This window comes from Natronorubrum bangense (assembly GCF_004799645.1).
In the GTDB taxonomy this organism is placed as follows: Archaea; Halobacteriota; Halobacteria; order Halobacteriales; family Natrialbaceae; genus Natronorubrum; species Natronorubrum bangense.
The window spans coordinates 2,514,602-2,530,426 of the sequence record NZ_CP031305.1 but is presented as its reverse complement, the minus strand read 5'-3'; the positions used below and the strand labels follow the sequence as shown (position 1 = coordinate 2,530,426).

Genomic DNA, 15,825 nt, shown 5'->3' with positions numbered 1-15,825 from the left:
AAGTCAAAGAGAGCAGCGTGTTCAGCGCGCGGACGATCGGTAGCGACTCAGTCTGCACGCCCGTCAGGACTGACCTCGAGCCGTTCACAGTAGTCCAGTTCGGGGTCGAAACAGTCCGGGCAGTCACAGGGCCGGTCGATAATCGTGTCGAGGCGTTCCGCGACAGTATCATCGATAACGCTCTCCAACGCGCGGGCTTCCTCGCGGAACTCATCGACCTCGAGGACGTTCGCGAGGAAGCGTTCGATGATACAGTACGTCTGGAGGGCGTTGTGTGCGCGTTCGATCCCCTCGTCAGTCAGGCTCGCACCCTTGTACTTCTCGTGGTCGACAAACCCTCGGTCCTCGAGTTTGCCGATCATTTCGTTAACACTGGCTGGACTGACCTCGAGTAAGTCCGCGAGCGTACCGGTCGATGCGGGGCCCTCTTCAATTCGCTGTGCGAGGTAGATCGCCTTGAGATACTGATCTGCGGTGTTCATTGTGTCCCTCCGTTGAGACCGCCTGTCGCGGTAATCGTTCGCCGGGGCGACAGCATCCGGGCGTCCATACAGAAGCGTGTCCGCTGCGGTATCGTTCGGCGCACCGCGATTGGTGCATCAGCCGCCTCTGTCAGCCGCACGCTCATGCTCGTTGCTCCATGATCTTGGTCACTTCTTCGACACCCTCACGTTCCTCTTCTCGAATTCCAGAGAGGGTCTCGAGGAGTCGATCACGATCGATGGCGAACTCGGTGTCGGAGGCCTCGATCGCTTCGATCAAATCGTCATAGAACTTGTACGCCGTCTCCTCGTTTGCCAGCTGATCATAGAGGACGCCATCGGTGTCCTCTGGTGGCCCATATCGGGCATCGACCAGCGTGTTGATCTCCTCGTAGGGGACCGTCTCGGCCTCGAGGTCCTCGATCAGCGTCTCGAGTCGCTCGCGATGGTCGGCCGACTCCGCTGCGGCCTCGATGAGCAACTCTCGGACCGCCTCATCGACTGCGGCCCGCTCTTCCGGGGGGAGCGAGTCGAGATGGTGGGCGGCACGTGACTCGACGAGTTCCTCCAGGACGACCCCAATCTGGAGGAGTCGGGTCAGTTGGTTGTCGCTCGAGACGCGCTGTCCCAAACTCATACCACGTTGTCCGGGCCGCTGATACTTAACCGTCCCTACTCGGTGTCTTCGCCCGGGTCTGCCGGCACTCATTTAGGCCATCTCCGACTCGAGAGGGGGCGTCCGTGTTGAACACGGTCTGGTGCCTTGACGAATCACCGCTGGTACCGCCAGACGCGTGTGCCTTCACCACCATCGACGCAATCGACCTGTTTCAGCCCTGCCTTGATACATCGCCACCAGCCATCTGCCGTCTCGTAGCCAGCCGAACACTCCGAATAGAGCGCCTCGACGAAGTCAGATCGGCGCGCCGATCCTTCGTCTCGCACGTACGCGAGCGCTCGACCGACAGCGCGGCGACGTTGCTCGAGTATCTCGGCTGAACGGCCCGGAATCGATAGCGCCTCGAGGTCGGCGAGATCTTCGCCGGGACGGATCCCATCCCCAGCGAGCTGTGTCGAAGCGGTGTACTCAAGGCCAGTCTGGATCTCCCTGTTCAGACGCTTGCGTGTCGTTGCAACCGCTCGTCGAGACAGTTCGTCGAGTCGCTCGGACTCGACGGTGCCAAGCACACCGGCATCCTCCATCACCGGGTCCTCCGGAATGCGTGCGACGCGTTCCGGTGACAGCGTCGAGGCGGTGGTGGCTGTTCGCTCGAACTCCGCCGCCGAACCGTCGTCTGTCCCATCATCCGAACTCGAGGGGGGCTGGTCTTCCGTCGCAGTGATCGCGTCGTCTTGTTGGTCCGTCGAACTGGGACCGTGTCGAACCGTTCGGGGTGAGCCACGGACCTCGAGCACCGATTCGGGTGTCTGTGGCGTCGTTTTCGGTGCCACGTCGTGCTGGCGTTGGCAGCCGCGGTGCTCGTCGCTTGCGTTTGTGTCTCTATCCGAGTTGCTCGTGTCGGCTTCCGTTGCCGTCTCGTCGTCTGATTCCGTTCTGCCAGTCGTCTGCGCTCCATCTCGATCGGCCGGTGACGATATCGCCGCCACACGTTCTTCGAGTCGGCTGAGTCGATCGCCGTGTTCTGCCAGGAGCCGGTCTCGATCGCCGTCGTTATCAGGCGTCTGTTCGGCCTCGATCGAGCCGCGGTGCTCGATGATCCAGCGAACGTACGCCTGACGGCTTTCGAAGCCGAACAGTTCTCGCTCGGCCTCGAGTACGTCGACGAGATCGTCCTCGAGTTCGACGGAGAGGGCTCGCATCATTCCAGAGTACCAGATCATCATACAAAAGTCGTCGTCAGACGTAGCGACGACGTTGGGCAGACAGCGCCGGCTGACGATGGTCGAGATACAGCCGTTCGCCTATGCCAAGGTGAACTCGAACAGTAGCATCATTCGGTCAGAAAGAAGCGTTCGTTACTCGCGGCTCGCGTCGTTTCTCGCTCGAAGACAGTTCGCTGGGGCGAACTGCTTCGCCTATCCGTCGACTACGCTCGCTTGCGAAGACGCGCAGCAACGAGGTCTGACAAGTCCTCGCGCAGTTCGTCGACGTCGATTTCCTCGAGAACGGGCACGAAGAAGCCTTCGACGAGCATGTTGCGTGCGGCACGGGGGTCGACACCGCGGGAGGTCATGTACAGCAGGTCCTCGGCATCGATCTGGCCGACCGTCGCGGAGTGGCTGGCCTCGGTGTCGTGGTTGTTGATGATCAGCTTCGGTGAGGCGTCGGCCTCACTCTCGTCGGAGAGCATCAGCGTGTTCTCGCGCTGGTAGGAGCTGGTGTCCCAGGCATCTCGGCCGACGTCCTGGACGCCTTCGTACACCGAGCGGGCGACGTCGTCGGTGACGCCGCGGGTGACGAGGTCGGCAGTCGTGTGCTCGGCACGGTGCCAAACCTTGATATCGAGGTCGAAGTGCTGGTCGTTATGACCGTAGAACGCACCGACGATCTGGGTCTCCGAGGAGTCACCGTTGAGCTCCGTCGAGACCTCGGTCTTCGTCAGCTTGGTCCCGAGGTTGCCCTCGATCCAGTCGATCGTCGCGTACGTGTCCGTCACACCGCGCTTGACGGTGAAGTTGTAGGCGTCCTCCGAGAGGTTCTGGAGGCTGCCGTACTGGACGTAGCTGTTCTCGCCGGCGGCGACTTCGACGATGCCGCTGTAGTACTGCTCCTCGGCTTCCTCGCCAGTGGACTGGCGCTCTAAGATCGTCACAGAGGACGATTCCTCGGTGACGACGAGCGTGTAGTTGAACAGCGAGCGGGAGTTCTGCTCGGTCCGGATCGTCACGTCCTCGGCGTCGACGCCCTCTGGGACGTAGACGACCGTTCCCGTGCTAAACAGTGCCGTCGACAGCGCCGTCAGGTAGTTCTCTTGGGGATCGACGATCGAGCCGAAGTGCTCTTCGAGGAGCGCCTCGTGCTCGTCGACCGCTTCGGCCCACGACAGGACCTCGACCGTATCGGGACCGACCTGGTCTTTGTTCTCGGCCGCGTTCAGCGGGTCCACGAGCGACTCGAAGTCGAGTTCGTGGAGGTTCGTCCAGTCTCGACCCGGCGTCCGGATGACGTCAGGCATATCGAGCTCCTCGAGGGCCTCGAGGGCCTCGAGACGGATCTCTAAGAGCCACTCGGGCTCGCCGAGGTTCCCACTAATTTCGCGTACCTGTTCGTCGGTTAGATTGGCGTGTGCCTGTGTTCCTGCGCTCATGTATTATCCGAGGCTTCCCTCCATCTCGAGTTCGATGAGACGGTTGAGTTCGACGGCGTACTCGATCGGCAGTTCTTCCGTGATTGGTTCGATGAAGCCGGCGACGATCATCTTCTTGGCGTCGTCGTCGTCCAGCCCGCGGCTCTGGAGGTAGAAGATGTCCTCGTCACCGATCTTGCCGACGGTCGCCTCGTGGGCGACGTCGACTTTCGACTCTTCGATCTCCATGTACGGCATGGTGTCCGACGTCGACTCGTTGTCGAACATCAGCGCGTCACACTCCACCGCAGTCGAGGAGTTCTCGGCACCGTCGGCGATGTGGACGAGCCCGCGGTAGTTAGTGCGGCCGCCGTCTTTCGAGATCGACTTGGACTCGATGGTCGAGCTCGTGTCGGGCGCGTTGTGGTAGACCTTCGCGCCGGTGTCGATGTTCTGGCCCTCGCCAGCGAAGGCGATGGTGATGTGGGTGTCCGTCGAGCCACGACCCTTGAGGATCGTACATGGGTAGAGCATGGTTGCTTTCGAACCCATGCTGCCCGAGATCCACTCCATCGTCCCGTTTGCCTCACAGATCGCGCGTTTGGTGTTGAGGTTGAACGTGTTTTTCGACCAGTTCTGCACCGTCGAGTACTGAACGTGAGCGTCTTCGCCGACGAAGACCTCGACGCCGCCGGAGTGGAGGTTGTGTGCACCGTATTTCGGTGCCGAACAGCCCTCGATGTAGTGGACTTCGGAGCCTTCTTCGGCGATGATCAGCGTGTGCTCGAACTGGCCCATCCCTTCCGAGTTCATCCGGAAGTACGCCTGGACCGGCATCTCGACCGTGACGCCCTCTGGGACGTAGACGAACGAGCCGCCGGACCAAACTGCACCGTGCAGCGCGGCGAACTTGTTGTCGCTTGGGGGGACACAGGTCGTCATGAAGTACTCCTTGACGAGCTCGGGATGCTCCTGGACCGCGCGGTCCATGTTCATGAAGATGACGCCTTTCTCCTCCCACTGTTCTTGCATGTTCTGGTAGACGACCTCCGACTCGTACTGCGCACCGACGCCCGAGAGCGCGTTCTTCTCGGCTTCCGGAATGCCCAGTTTGTCGAAGGTGTCTTTGATCTCGTCTGGCAGCTCCGTCCAGTCGTCGACGCCTTCGCGCTTGTCGACGTCCGGGCGGATATACGGGACGATCTCTTCGATGTCCAGTTCGGTCAAATCCGGCTGGCCGGGCCAGTCCGTCGGCAGCGGCATGTTCTGGTACTGCTTGAGCGCGCGCAGGCGGCGCTCGAGCATCCAGTCTGGCTCGTCTTTGTCCTCGGAGATCATACGGATGACCTCTTCGGTCAGTCCCTTGTCGGACTTCACCGCGGCGTTCTGTTCTTTCTTGAACTCGAACCGCGCTTCAGTGTCAGTTTCTTTGAGGTGATCTTGTTCGGAACTCATAATTTGATTGTGTATATGGTTACGGCTGTAGGGTTATTACCGTTGTTCTAGCCGAAGTCGGTTACGCGGTGCCGTAGACCTCTTCGCGGACCCAGTCGTACCCCTTGTCCTCGAGTTCCGCCGCGAGCGAAGCGTCGCCGCTTTTGGCGATCTGGCCGTCGAGCATGACGTGGACGTGGTCGGGCTCGACGTAATCGAGGATACGCTGGTAGTGTGTGATCTGAAGAATGCCGGTGCCTTCCTCGTCGCGTAGTGCGTTGATGCCATCGGAGACGTCCTGCAGACGGTCGATGTCGAGTCCGGAGTCGATCTCGTCGAGCACGGCGATCGACGGCTCGAGGATGGCGGCCTGCAGAACCTCGTTCTGTTTCTTCTCACCGCCAGAGAAGCCAGCGTTGAGATACCGCTGGGCGAATCGCTCATCCATGTCGAGCGCTTCCATCTTCTCCTGGAGGATCTGCTGGAACTCGGCGACGCCGACTTCGCCCTCGTCTGCGGGGCCTTCCATCGGCGAGGTTTCGAAGCCTTCGTCCTCTTCTTCATCTGCGTCGTCATCCTCGCCTTCGAAGAGCTCTTCGCGCTCTTCGATCTTGGCGTTGAGCGCCGTGCGGAGGAAGTTCGTCATCGTGACGCCATCGATCTCGGCTGGGTACTGGAAGCCAAGGAAGATCCCGAGCGCGGCACGCTCGTTTGGCTCGAGGTCGAGCAGGTTCCAGGTTCGCTGGTCTTCGTCAATCTCAATCTCCTCGCCGAACTCGCCCTCCTCGAGATGGAGCAGGACCTCGCCCTCGGTGACCTCGTAGGCAGGGTGGCCAGCGATGACCTTCGCAGTTGTTGACTTCCCGGAGCCGTTTGGCCCCATCAGAGCGTGAATTTCTCCCGACTTAACCTCGAGATTAACGCCCTCGAGGATCTTCTCGTCGCCTTCTGCTACTTCCGCGTGCAGGTTGTTTAGTTCGAGACGTGCCATAGTACTCTGTCATCTAAACCGTGGGTCGTATGACTCATAACGGTTTCGTATCCGGTTGGATACGATCCCGATTGGAGAAGATTATTTAAGAAAACGAAAACTGAAGCTGCGTTTCGGCGTATTTTGACCGTGATAGGTAGGTAGAACCCGTCGTATTGGGGGATTCCTGTAGAGCGACAGTTGCAGCGTAGAAGTGGGTCGTCGTCGGTGGTCTCTGCGTTCCGAAATCCGGTTCGATTACATAAAGCTGTCCAGGCCTTTCTGTTCTTGGCCGCTTTTGACCTCCTCCCACGAGACACCGAGCGCCTCGAGAATGCGTTCGATCGGCCCTTTCAGCGTTTTCTCGAGCATCGTGTCGTAATCGACCTCGAACGCCTCGGGAATCTGGTCGTCGTACTCGAAACAGATCACGTCGGGGTCGCGCTTGAACGCGCCGTAGAGCGGATCGGTGCGGGCATCGAACCCTTCTTCGGCCTCGAGTCGCTCGAAAAAGCGCGGATCGACACGATCCAGATACAGTCGTTTGGGCTTGCTGCCACGCTGGAAGTTCGTGCCGAGCAGCAGGTTCGCGTACTTCGCGCCGCGAACCTGTGCCGTGTCGGTATCGTAGTTGTCGAGTCGCTTGCCGATTCCGCCCGGGATGGCGATCTCCTCGAGCGAGATGTCGCCCGTACGGACGTCCTCGATGACGCCGTTGACGTACTCTTTTGCCCCCTCAACGTCGCCGTCTTTGACGATCATCTCGATGACTTTATGCTGGACCTCCTTGGTGATCGGGGCGATATCCGAGCGCTGGTACTCGAAGCCAACGATGTCGATCGTGTCGACGTCTTTGCCCTCCTTCCACGTGATGTGGCCGGCGTAGCGTTTCTTTTTGCCTGCCTGGAAGAACCGTCGGTAGAGTTTCTCGAACTCGATCTGGAAGCGGTGGAACTCCGCATTGAGCTCGTCGCGCGCGAAGTCATCATAGCGTTCGTTGATGTACTCCTCGATCTCGAACGATTGCTCGAGGGCGTCGTCTTTCGGGACGTCGGGGCCGAGCTCGAGCATGACCGAGTCGGTGTCACCGTATGCAACCTGATACTCCAGTTCGTTTGCGGCAGTCTCGGTAAATTCGATGACCTCGCGTCCGGTGGCTGTAATCGCGGCTGCCGCCTCTTTGTCGTAGAGACGGAATCGTTCCCACCCGGACACGCCGTACAACGATTGGCCGACGAACTGGAACGTGCCGTTCCGGCCTGCAAGCAGCGTGTGGTTGTCCGCAACGGTGACGCAGTAGACGCCGTTTTCGGCCGTGCTTTGGGCGGAACTGCGGTGCATTCGAAGTGTGTTCTTCGAACCTTCGGTCACGTAGATTCGCCACGAGCCGCTATCGCGGTTGTAGTTGGCCGTCAGTCCGAGATGTGCACAGAGCCGAAGCACGTCGTCGCGAAGCCGCTCACTCGAGGTCGTGTATCGCCACGCGTTCGTCTGTCGATCGCCGTCACCGTCGATCAGGACCTCGAGGAATCGTCGTTTCTGCCGACGGCTGCACTCGAACACGAAGCCGGGGAGTTGTTTCTCGAAGCTGCCATCGCCACAGAGCGATGTCAGGAGGTTTCCGAGGAGTTTCGACGTCACCGAATACGAGCGGTCGTCGACGTAGTAATCGAATCCCATCTCGTCGAGCAGGGTGCCGATCGTCGTGTGGTGGTCGACACCACCGTCAGTGACAGGCAGTTTGTCTTGTGCGAGTTGTATCGTCGTCGCCGACCCGCGGAAGTTCTCGCCGAACTGTTTGTCTTCGGAGGTGTAGATATTCCCTTCCGTGACGAACCACGCGAGCAGATCGAGGAAGTCGTCGCCATCGTAGGTCCGTGGGATCCATTTTCGGCCGGATTCACGGTGGATGTAGCTCATCTCACAGACCTCTTCGATGTATTCGCGGTGTTCCTCGAACTCCTCGGCGGTGAAGACGTAGCCCGTCTTCCCGACATCAGCCTTCGGCACGCGACGCGGTGTCCACCCGAGCTCGGCGGTGAACGTGTGGCCGTGGACGGACGGTCGAACCCAGACTTCGTACTCGCCGTCGATCAGTTCCGTGAGATCGACGTGCTCGAGTTCCTCACCATCCGGCCCGTCCCAGTCGTGGGGCAGTTCGTAGTTCGTCGCCCGATCGAGATTGCCGGCCTCGACGAAGTCGTATTCGTCTTCGGTGATCCCGTTCGTCTCGTTCTTTCGGACGAGCATTCGGTGATTCGGCGTGACACGGAAGTCGATCTTGCTCGTCTCGATGTCGATCAACTCGCCGTCGTAGTCGGGATAGGCGTGGGTTTCGACGACTGGCTTGATCTCCAGTTGCTCCGTCTCCGGGTCGAGTGAATACACCTCGTCGCCGATCTCGAGGTCAGTGATATTGCGCACGCCGTCGGGAGTCAAGACGTCCGTGTCCGGCGTAAAGCAGTTCATGATCACCTTTACGGCACCCTGCTGGCGGTCGTACTGCTCGTACTCGAGTGAACCCGGTTCGTGCTCGTTTCGCAGCGATTTCTTCTCCTCACGCTCGGCGAGCAACTCGGTGATCATCTCGCGCATGACACCGTCGGGCTCCTTGCGGAAGTGGATCGGCTTGGGGGTGGTGGGAGCGACGTAGGTCTCCCCGTCGTACTCGTCGGGGTCGACTTTCGTCTCCGGCGAGGCGTTGACTGTCGTCATACACATCGGGTACAGCGACTTCAGGTCGAGGACGGTGACGTTCTCTTTGACACCCGTAATCGGGTCGAACACCGCGCCACCTTCGTACTCCTCGCCGGCCTCCTGTTGGCCCTTCGAGGGCAGCGCAAAACGGCCGTGAGCTTCGTGGAGGACGTACATGTCGACCGCGTCGCCGGGTGTGGGGGCGTCCTCGAGTTTACAGCCGACAAAGGAGCGCACCTCGTCCCAGAACGGGATGATCTCCTGTTGGCGATCGAGTTCGACACAGAGTTCGACGTCCCGAAGGTTGTACGCGAGCAGTTGGGTGGGGTCGTCCTCCCAGAGGTCGCCGATGTCGCCGGCGTAGCGCTCTTTCCCCACACCCAACTCGGCCTCGCCGACGGCGTCCAGCCGGTAGGAATCGAGTTCCGAGAACACCATCCGCTGATAGCCATACAGCAGGTCGAAGACGACCCGGCCCTTGATATCGGGGCCACCCCAGTTGCTGCGCCAGACCTCGTCGACTCGAGAGAGGCGATCGATCTCGAGATCGTAGTCGTGGTGGGGGCCCTGGAGCTCCTCGAGGCGGTCGAGGAAATAGGGGGCGTCGAAATCCTCGAAGTTCCAGCCCGTCAGGACGTCGGGGTCGGTGTCTCGGATGTAGTCGACGAAGGCCTCGAGCATCGCTTCTTCGTCCTCGAAGGCCCGTACCTCGTGTTCGAGCTCGCCCTCGATTGGCTCGTAGTCGGTGATCGCGTCGGGGATCGGGCCGTCGCCGATCGGGGCCTCGTAGAGCCACATGATGTACTCGTCGCGATAGGAGTCGTGGCTGGTGAGACAGACGATCGGCTCCTCGCCGTCCTCTGGGAAACCCGAGCGGTCGTCGACCTCGATGTCGAACGTACAAACGCGCGGGTCGGCGTCGACGTCCGTGGCTTCGACCTCGTCGTGGGGGACGACCAGCGAGCCGTCCTCGGCCCGGCGGTCGGGCACGCGAATGCCGCTGCGGACGTCTTTGTCGATCAGAAACCGGTTCGGGAAGAGAATGTCGGCTTCGAAGTGCTGGAACTCATCACGCACTTGCCCGACGTCTCGCGGCGTCTGGCCAAAGATTTTGGTCAGTTTCTCGCCACGAATACTCTCGTAGGGCTCACCGTCTGCATCGACGTCGCGGCTGCCAGTGAGCCGATCGTACTGCTCTTCGGGTGGGCGCTCGAGTGAGTCCGTCGGCGCGTAGAAGTACGGCTGAAAGCCGACGACCTGGACGTGCTCTAAGCTGCCGTCGGGCGTCCGGCCGAAGACGTGCATGATCGGTCGTTCCTCGTCGCCGTAGCCGGCGATGGTGTAGTCGACCTGCATCACGGCTAGCTCGAGGTCGCCGTCGGCTTCGGGGAGCGTTTCCTCGATGACGTCGATCACTTCGCCAGCGTTCGATCCACCGTTGCCCGCGACGGCAACTGCCTCTTCGTCCGGTCGCTCGTCGGGCTCTTGAGAAAACTCCGAGAGTCCGGTTTGGCCCGCCTCAGTCATGGTATCGGAGTTGGCAGTGGCTGGATAAAAACCCCCACAATTCGTTGACTCCGCTGACCTGTCTGAGTATTGCAGGTGCAGCAAGACATATAATGTGGTAACACATACCACGAGTATAGGTGATTGAAGTGTCCACCCACGTCAACGACGACACGACGGATCGAAGCGAGCCACGTAGTGAACCAGCGGGCACCGCGACGGTCGAGTCCTATGAAACGGATGATGGTGTCGTCTTCTATGACGCCGAGAATCCGCTCGCGTGGGTTGAGACCTCCCAGACGTTCTCTTTGGCAGAAGTCGCCTGACGCCGTCGGCTGGCATCCATTCTAGCGCACCCTGCCGGATGGGTGTGATTGCGTCGAGACACAGTAGAGCCAGCAGTGTGAAACGGTCAGTCGACTACAGCCGAGACGGTCGAACGCGAACGTTTTTTGGGATCGTTGTCCTCCGTTCACCTGTGGTATCCGACCGGACCGAGAACGAACCCGACGAGTACGATCCTGAAGCGGAGTTCAGAGACCCCGACAGCGACTCCATTACCATTCCCCGGATTTCGACCGAAGACGCAGGGTCAGATCTGCGGTCGGATCTCAAATCGGAATTCGAAGAAGATGAAAGCGTCTCCGGCCTATCAGGTTCCGAGACCGATGTCGACAGCGACCTGCTGACACAGTTCTGGGCGCTGGTACTCGTCGTCAACGCAGCGGTCTTGGCCTTTGCACTCGGACTCCTCTTTTTCATTTTCGAGAGCGAAGTCACGTACAGCACCTATCTGGTGGCCGCCGGCCTCGTCCTCACAGGATTCGCGGTTTATCGTTATCGGGTGTTCCAACGAACGAACGACGCCACTGCGCCAGCGGATGACGACGATGCCGACCGTCCCACGGAACCCATGGAATAGGGTGCAGGCGAAACTACTTCAATGGCGGTCACCGAACGTCCGCCACCGGACGATCATACCCGATCATGAAAACCGTTCACGACGACACCGGCAAACGGTATCTGCTTCTTAAACGCTCCGAACGTGCAAGTCTCGTTCGGGATCCACAGAACGGCAACGAGTGTTACATCCAGAACGACCGCCTCGAGGCCGTCGACGAGTCCGCTCTCGAGACGGCTGCCCGTACCGTCACCGAGCCGGTTCGGACGCTCCTGACGAACGTTCACGACGAGGCGACACTTGGCCTGCTGGTCGAGCTCGAGGACCGCGGTCCACTTGGGATCCGAACACTGCTCGACGCGTACGACTTCTGTGAGAGTGATCTCCACGGCCGACTCACGGTGCTGTCGGCTGCTGGCCTGCTCGAAACGGTCGAAGTTGGCGGCGAACGTGGGTATCGGACGACCGAGACATGTGCGACAGCGCTCGAACGAGTTTCGATGGGTGACGGTTACGAATCAACGACGACCGCAGCGCACTCGAGCGAGACCGCTGACAGCAATTGAGACGGGTTTCTCGGGGCTAAAACTCACCCCTGCTCTCGGAAGACAGTGTCTCGGTCAGTCGGATGCGAGCAGCGCTGTCTCGGGTGGCTCACCGCGCTCGAGTCGCGAGCGGTTCGACGTTGAATCCTTTTCGATGCGAACGAGCGAGTCCGCCGCCCCGACGAGTTCCTCGTCGTGGCTCACGACGACGATCTGTTCGACGCCGAGGTCGCGCATCGATTCGACCAGCGAGACCAGTTGCGTGACGTGGCCTGAATCGAGGAAAACTGTCGGCTCGTCCAAGATCAGCGGCGGCAGCGGAGCGGTTCCCTCAACCCCCTCGGCGAGTAGCCGATAGATCGCACACCGCAGACTGAGATTAAACAGCGCCCGTTCGCCACCCGAGAGCTGTTCGGGCTCGAGCGTTTCGCCGTCTTTCTGGTAGACGGTCAGCCGATACTCGCCGTCGAGGTCGATCGCCGCGTAGGAGTCGTTCTGGTAGACCAGCTCGAACGTCTCGTTGAGAAGCCGTTCTAACGTCTCGACGTTTTGTTGGCGGAGCTCCGCTCGCAGATCGCCATACGTCGCCTGTAGCGTCTCGGCTTCGTCGTACAGCGACTCGAGGTGCTCACAACGTGTCTCGGCGGCTTCGAGACGCTCACGAAGTTCCTCGAGCTCCTCGAGTTCCCGTTCGGCGGCCCCAATCGCGTTCTGGAGGTCGGCGTGTTTCTCCTCGAGTTCCTCGAGTTTCGCGTCGACTTTCTCGAGGTAGTTCTCGGCGTTTTGTTTGTTTTCACGGGCGCTTACAACGCGTTCATCGTCGAACTCCGACTCGAGGTCGCGCTTGCGGTCGCGTTTGCTCGAGAGCGCCTCGCGGCGCTCGTCGTTCATCGTCTGCCAGTCTTGGCGGCGCTCGCGCAGCGTGTCGATTTCGGTTTCGAGGTCGGCACGTTCATCGCCGATGTCGGCGAGACGCTGGAGTGACTCGAGAGCGTCTTTGATCTCACTGCGTTCGGTGTTGATCGCGCCGAGTTCGGCTCGGTGGTCGTCGACCTCGGCCTCGAGGTCGTCGGCAGTGGCGCGTTTCGATTCGGCGTCGGCCTCGTTCGCCTCGGCGTCTTCGCGTAGCTGCTCGCGCTGGTCGCGTCGCTCCGCGAGCGTCTCGCGTTTCTCCGCGAGCAGTTGCTCGATGTTGTTCCGATTCTCCTCGAGTCGATCGACCTGCCGTTCGGCCTCGTAAAGTTCCTCGGCGCGCTCGAGTCGGTCGTCGAGCTCGTCGCGGTCGGCCTCGAGGGCCTCGCGTCGATCGTCGAGTTCCGCGAGTTCCTCGCGTTTGTCGTCCAGCACGTCGACGTGTGGTGAGTCCTCGACGGGCTGGCCACATTCGGGACACTTCCCCTCCTCGAGCAGCCGCTCGCCCTCCTCGATCGCGTTCTTGACGGTCCTGATATCGGCGGTGACGTCACCGATCTCGTCGGTCAACTGCTCCCGTTGTGCTTCGAGCGAGTCGCGATGGGCAGTGGCTTCACCGAAGTCGACTGGCGCATCGGTAAATCGCTCGCGTGCAGCGGTGATCTGTGCCTCGAGATCCGCCACCTTCGATTCACGATCCTCGATCGCATCCGCGTCGGCCTCGAGTTTGGCATCGATGTCGTCGGCTTGCTTGCGGGCAGCCTCGGCCGTAGACTCGAGGTCGGCGGCCGCCTCGCGGCGACGTTCGATTTCGCTCGTGGTCTCCGTGATCGATACTCGAACCTCCTCGAGCTCATCACGGAGCTCATCGTCGCGTGCCTCGAGTGTCTCGAGACGGGCGTTGACGGCGTCGCTGTCGGGGCTCTCGAGATCGGTCTCGGCCAGCAGCTCGTCGCGTTCCGCGGCGAGTTCCTCGCGTCGGTCCTCGAGATCCCGAATCTCGTCTTTCGCGCTCTCGCGTTTGCGCTCGGTTTCGGAAATCTTCGAGCGCAGCTCCCCGATCTCGTCTTCGAGCGTCGCGACCTCCTCGCGCGTTTCTGCGTGGCGCTCGAGGACGTCTTCGGCGCTCTCGAGGGTGGTTCGTGCCTGCTCACGCTGCGTTTCGAAGTGATCGATATCCTCGCGAACGTCGTTTTGACGGGATTCGAGGCCGTTCAGGCGCTTGTGAAGCTCCTTCTCTTCTTTCTGCTCGACCTGTTTGCGGAGATCCTCGAGGACTTCCTGCTGGCCGTCGAGGACTGTCTTGACGCCGAGACGAGCGTCGCTGGCTCGTTCGCGGTAGGCCTCGAGTGCGCCAAGCTGGAGGAGGTCGTCGATCATGTCCTGGCGATCGCTCGGCGAGGCGTGGATCAGCTTGTTGACCTCGCCCTGGCGGACGTAGGCGCAGTTGACGAACGCGTCGGCGTCCATCCGGAGCAGTTCGGTCACCTCGCGGCGAACGTCGCGTGCACCCTCGATCGTCTCAGTAGGTGTCTCGAGGACGCATTTCGCCGTTGTCGCGCGATCACCTCTGAGTTTGAGGTGGCGCTCGATGTGGTACTCGCGACCGTCATGGGTAAACCGGAGTTCGACTTCAGTTTCGTCTTCGCCGGTCGTGATCACGTCGTCTAAGGTGCGATCGTCCAGCGCCTTCGAGCCGTACAGCGCGAAGAACACGGCCTCGAGCAGCGTCGATTTTCCGCTGCCGTTGACGCCGTGGACGACGGTCACACCGCGCTCGAGCCCGAGTTCGGCTTCGTCGTAGCATTTGAAGTTCAGTAGCCGGATACGGTCGACTCTCATGCAAAATCACCCAGCGAGGCGGTGTCTGCGGACTCGTCGCTTGTCTCATCTTCTGGCGTGGTCGTCTCCGCGCTGTCTTCGTCGCCGTGGGCAAGCTGGTCTGCAACCGTCGTCACGTCCTCGTCGTCGGGCTCGCGCTCGGGAGCAGGGTCGAATGCGGCTGTGTCCTCTTCGAGAATCTCCCGGACGCGTCGTTCGACGGTTTCGCGGACGTTCGAATCCACCAGCTCGTCGTTTCGAACGGTTTCGTCGAGTTCGAGGGCAGCGTCGCTGAGCCCCAGTTCGCGGACACGGTCGCGAACGGCGGCGTCGGGGTCGGCAAAGCGGACCGATAGCTCCTCGTCATCGTCGGGCAGCTCTCGCCGGTCGTTGACGCGGGCGATGAGTGCCCCGCGGTCGATGGCCGCCGTCTCGACTGTCGCTGGCGTAATCGGTCGGCCCTCACCGTCGATCGTCACGATGACGACGGCGTCCTCGAGGTCGTACTCACGAACGCGTTCTTGAACGCGGTCGACGCCTTCACCGTCTTCGAGGTCGACATCGACGAAGACGAACTCGCGGGTCTCAGTGAGGCCACGGCGGCTGATCGAGACGGCGTCGTCGGTAAAGTCGACGAGGTTGTAGCCTCGGTCCTCGCGTTCGCTTGCGCTTGCACGTTCGGTCGAGCCACAGTAGGTGACCCATGTGTCGTGCAGTTCCGCGGTGTCGGGTTTGTGGTTGTCTCCGAGCAGGACGGCGTCGAACTCGACCGTCGATTCGGTGAGCAGTCGCTCGGTGTCCCAGTCGGCGTGGGCAAAGGGCTCGAACAGGCCGTGGCTCACCAGCGCCGCGTGGTCGGCTGCCTCGGGCACGGGGGCGAACTCGTACTCGAGGTCGTCCCGTCGCGATCGGGGAACGAAGTCCAGTCCGTAGACGGCGACGTCGTCGACGAGTTCGGGTTCGGCACCGAGTCGCGTCGCAAGGCCGAGGTCGGCGAAGAGATCGAGCCACTGGGCGTCGCGTTTACCCTCGTGGTTGCCGACGACGGCGAGAAAGGGGATGTCGGCGTCAGCGAGCGTTCGCAGGATTTCGACGGTGCCCTGTAAATCAACCAGTCCCGGACGGCGGTCGTGAAAGAGGTCGCCGGCATGGATCACGGCGTCGACGTCGTCGGCGACCGCATCGTCGACCACGTCACGAAACGCCTCGAGAAAGTCCTGGCGTCGATCGGGCGAGTTGTACTGCTGGTACCCGATGTGGGTATCGCCCGTATGTAGTACCCGCGTCATTGCCATGTGTTTGGCAAGCG

The 15,825-nt window shown here is 61.1% G+C and carries 12 protein-coding genes; 3 read left to right on the top strand and 9 right to left on the bottom strand.

Features of this window, described 5'->3' with window-relative positions; all coding sequences use genetic code 11:
- Positions 1–47: 47 nt before the first annotated feature.
- The 7 genes from DV706_RS12620 to DV706_RS12590 all read right to left on the bottom strand — a co-directional run bounded on the left by DV706_RS12620 (position 48) and on the right by DV706_RS12590 (position 10,358).
- On the bottom strand, positions 48–482 hold the full coding sequence (locus DV706_RS12620) for a metal-dependent transcriptional regulator (RefSeq protein WP_006064465.1): 435 nt from the start codon (positions 480–482) through the stop codon (positions 48–50).
- Positions 483–624: 142 nt separating this feature from the next.
- Complete coding sequence (locus DV706_RS12615; protein ID WP_006064464.1) at positions 625–1,119, bottom strand: type 2 periplasmic-binding domain-containing protein; 495 nt, start codon at positions 1,117–1,119, stop codon at positions 625–627.
- Positions 1,120–1,253: 134 nt separating this feature from the next.
- Entirely contained in the window at positions 1,254–2,327 is a 1,074-nt protein-coding gene (locus DV706_RS12610) for a hypothetical protein (RefSeq protein WP_006064463.1), read from the bottom strand.
- 203 nt (positions 2,328–2,530) lie between these two features.
- Positions 2,531–3,751, bottom strand: a complete 1,221-nt coding sequence (gene sufD / locus DV706_RS12605; protein ID WP_006064462.1) for a Fe-S cluster assembly protein SufD — start codon at positions 3,749–3,751, stop codon at positions 2,531–2,533.
- Positions 3,752–3,754: 3 nt separating this feature from the next.
- Positions 3,755–5,185: a Fe-S cluster assembly protein SufB gene (gene sufB, locus DV706_RS12600; RefSeq protein ID WP_136350873.1), complete on the bottom strand. Its 1,431-nt coding sequence runs from the start codon at positions 5,183–5,185 to the stop codon at positions 3,755–3,757.
- Between the two features lie 61 nt (positions 5,186–5,246).
- Positions 5,247–6,155, bottom strand: coding sequence for an ABC transporter ATP-binding protein (locus DV706_RS12595; RefSeq protein ID WP_006064458.1), 909 nt, complete (start codon positions 6,153–6,155; stop codon positions 5,247–5,249).
- Positions 6,156–6,392: 237 nt separating this feature from the next.
- Positions 6,393–10,358, bottom strand: coding sequence for a DNA polymerase domain-containing protein (locus DV706_RS12590; RefSeq protein ID WP_136350872.1), 3,966 nt, complete (start codon positions 10,356–10,358; stop codon positions 6,393–6,395).
- 119 nt (positions 10,359–10,477) lie between these two features.
- Here DV706_RS12590 and DV706_RS12585 point away from each other — a divergent pair, with 119 nt between their 5' ends.
- The 3 genes from DV706_RS12585 to DV706_RS12575 all read left to right on the top strand — a co-directional run bounded on the left by DV706_RS12585 (position 10,478) and on the right by DV706_RS12575 (position 11,804).
- On the top strand, positions 10,478–10,663 hold the full coding sequence (locus DV706_RS12585; protein WP_006064456.1) for a DUF7331 family protein: 186 nt from the start codon (positions 10,478–10,480) through the stop codon (positions 10,661–10,663).
- Positions 10,664–10,815: 152 nt separating this feature from the next.
- On the top strand, positions 10,816–11,259 hold the full coding sequence (locus DV706_RS12580; RefSeq protein ID WP_049889605.1) for a DUF7322 domain-containing protein: 444 nt from the start codon (positions 10,816–10,818) through the stop codon (positions 11,257–11,259).
- Between the two features lie 65 nt (positions 11,260–11,324).
- Complete coding sequence (locus DV706_RS12575) at positions 11,325–11,804, top strand: DUF7346 family protein (RefSeq protein WP_006064454.1); 480 nt, start codon at positions 11,325–11,327, stop codon at positions 11,802–11,804.
- Positions 11,805–11,858: 54 nt separating this feature from the next.
- Here DV706_RS12575 and rad50 read toward each other — a convergent pair whose 3' ends face one another.
- Together rad50 and mre11 are read right to left on the bottom strand one after the other, a co-directional pair.
- Positions 11,859–14,537, bottom strand: coding sequence for a DNA double-strand break repair ATPase Rad50 (gene rad50 / locus DV706_RS12570; protein WP_006064453.1), 2,679 nt, complete (start codon positions 14,535–14,537; stop codon positions 11,859–11,861).
- A complete protein-coding gene (gene mre11 / locus DV706_RS12565; RefSeq protein ID WP_049889604.1) occupies positions 14,534–15,805 on the bottom strand; it encodes a DNA double-strand break repair protein Mre11 in 1,272 nt (423 codons plus the stop codon). The genes rad50 and mre11 overlap by 4 nt, the downstream gene beginning before the upstream one ends.
- Positions 15,806–15,825: the final 20 nt, after the last annotated feature.

Bases quoted from the DNA above. Each gene is read 5' to 3' on its own strand.
- rad50 (WP_006064453.1), bottom strand. From the start codon at position 14,537: ATGAGAGTCGACCGTATCCGGCTACTGAACTTCAAATGCTACGACGAA.
- DV706_RS12575 (WP_006064454.1), top strand. From the start codon at position 11,325: ATGAAAACCGTTCACGACGACACCGGCAAACGGTATCTGCTTCTTAAA.
- DV706_RS12615 (WP_006064464.1), bottom strand. From the start codon at position 1,119: ATGAGTTTGGGACAGCGCGTCTCGAGCGACAACCAACTGACCCGACTC.
- DV706_RS12610 (WP_006064463.1), bottom strand. From the start codon at position 2,327: ATGATGATCTGGTACTCTGGAATGATGCGAGCCCTCTCCGTCGAACTC.
- sufB (WP_136350873.1), bottom strand. From the start codon at position 5,185: ATGAGTTCCGAACAAGATCACCTCAAAGAAACTGACACTGAAGCGCGG.
- sufD (WP_006064462.1), bottom strand. From the start codon at position 3,751: ATGAGCGCAGGAACACAGGCACACGCCAATCTAACCGACGAACAGGTA.
- DV706_RS12590 (WP_136350872.1), bottom strand. From the start codon at position 10,358: ATGACTGAGGCGGGCCAAACCGGACTCTCGGAGTTTTCTCAAGAGCCC.
- DV706_RS12620 (WP_006064465.1), bottom strand. From the start codon at position 482: ATGAACACCGCAGATCAGTATCTCAAGGCGATCTACCTCGCACAGCGA.
- DV706_RS12595 (WP_006064458.1), bottom strand. From the start codon at position 6,155: ATGGCACGTCTCGAACTAAACAACCTGCACGCGGAAGTAGCAGAAGGC.
- mre11 (WP_049889604.1), bottom strand. From the start codon at position 15,805: ATGACGCGGGTACTACATACGGGCGATACCCACATCGGGTACCAGCAG.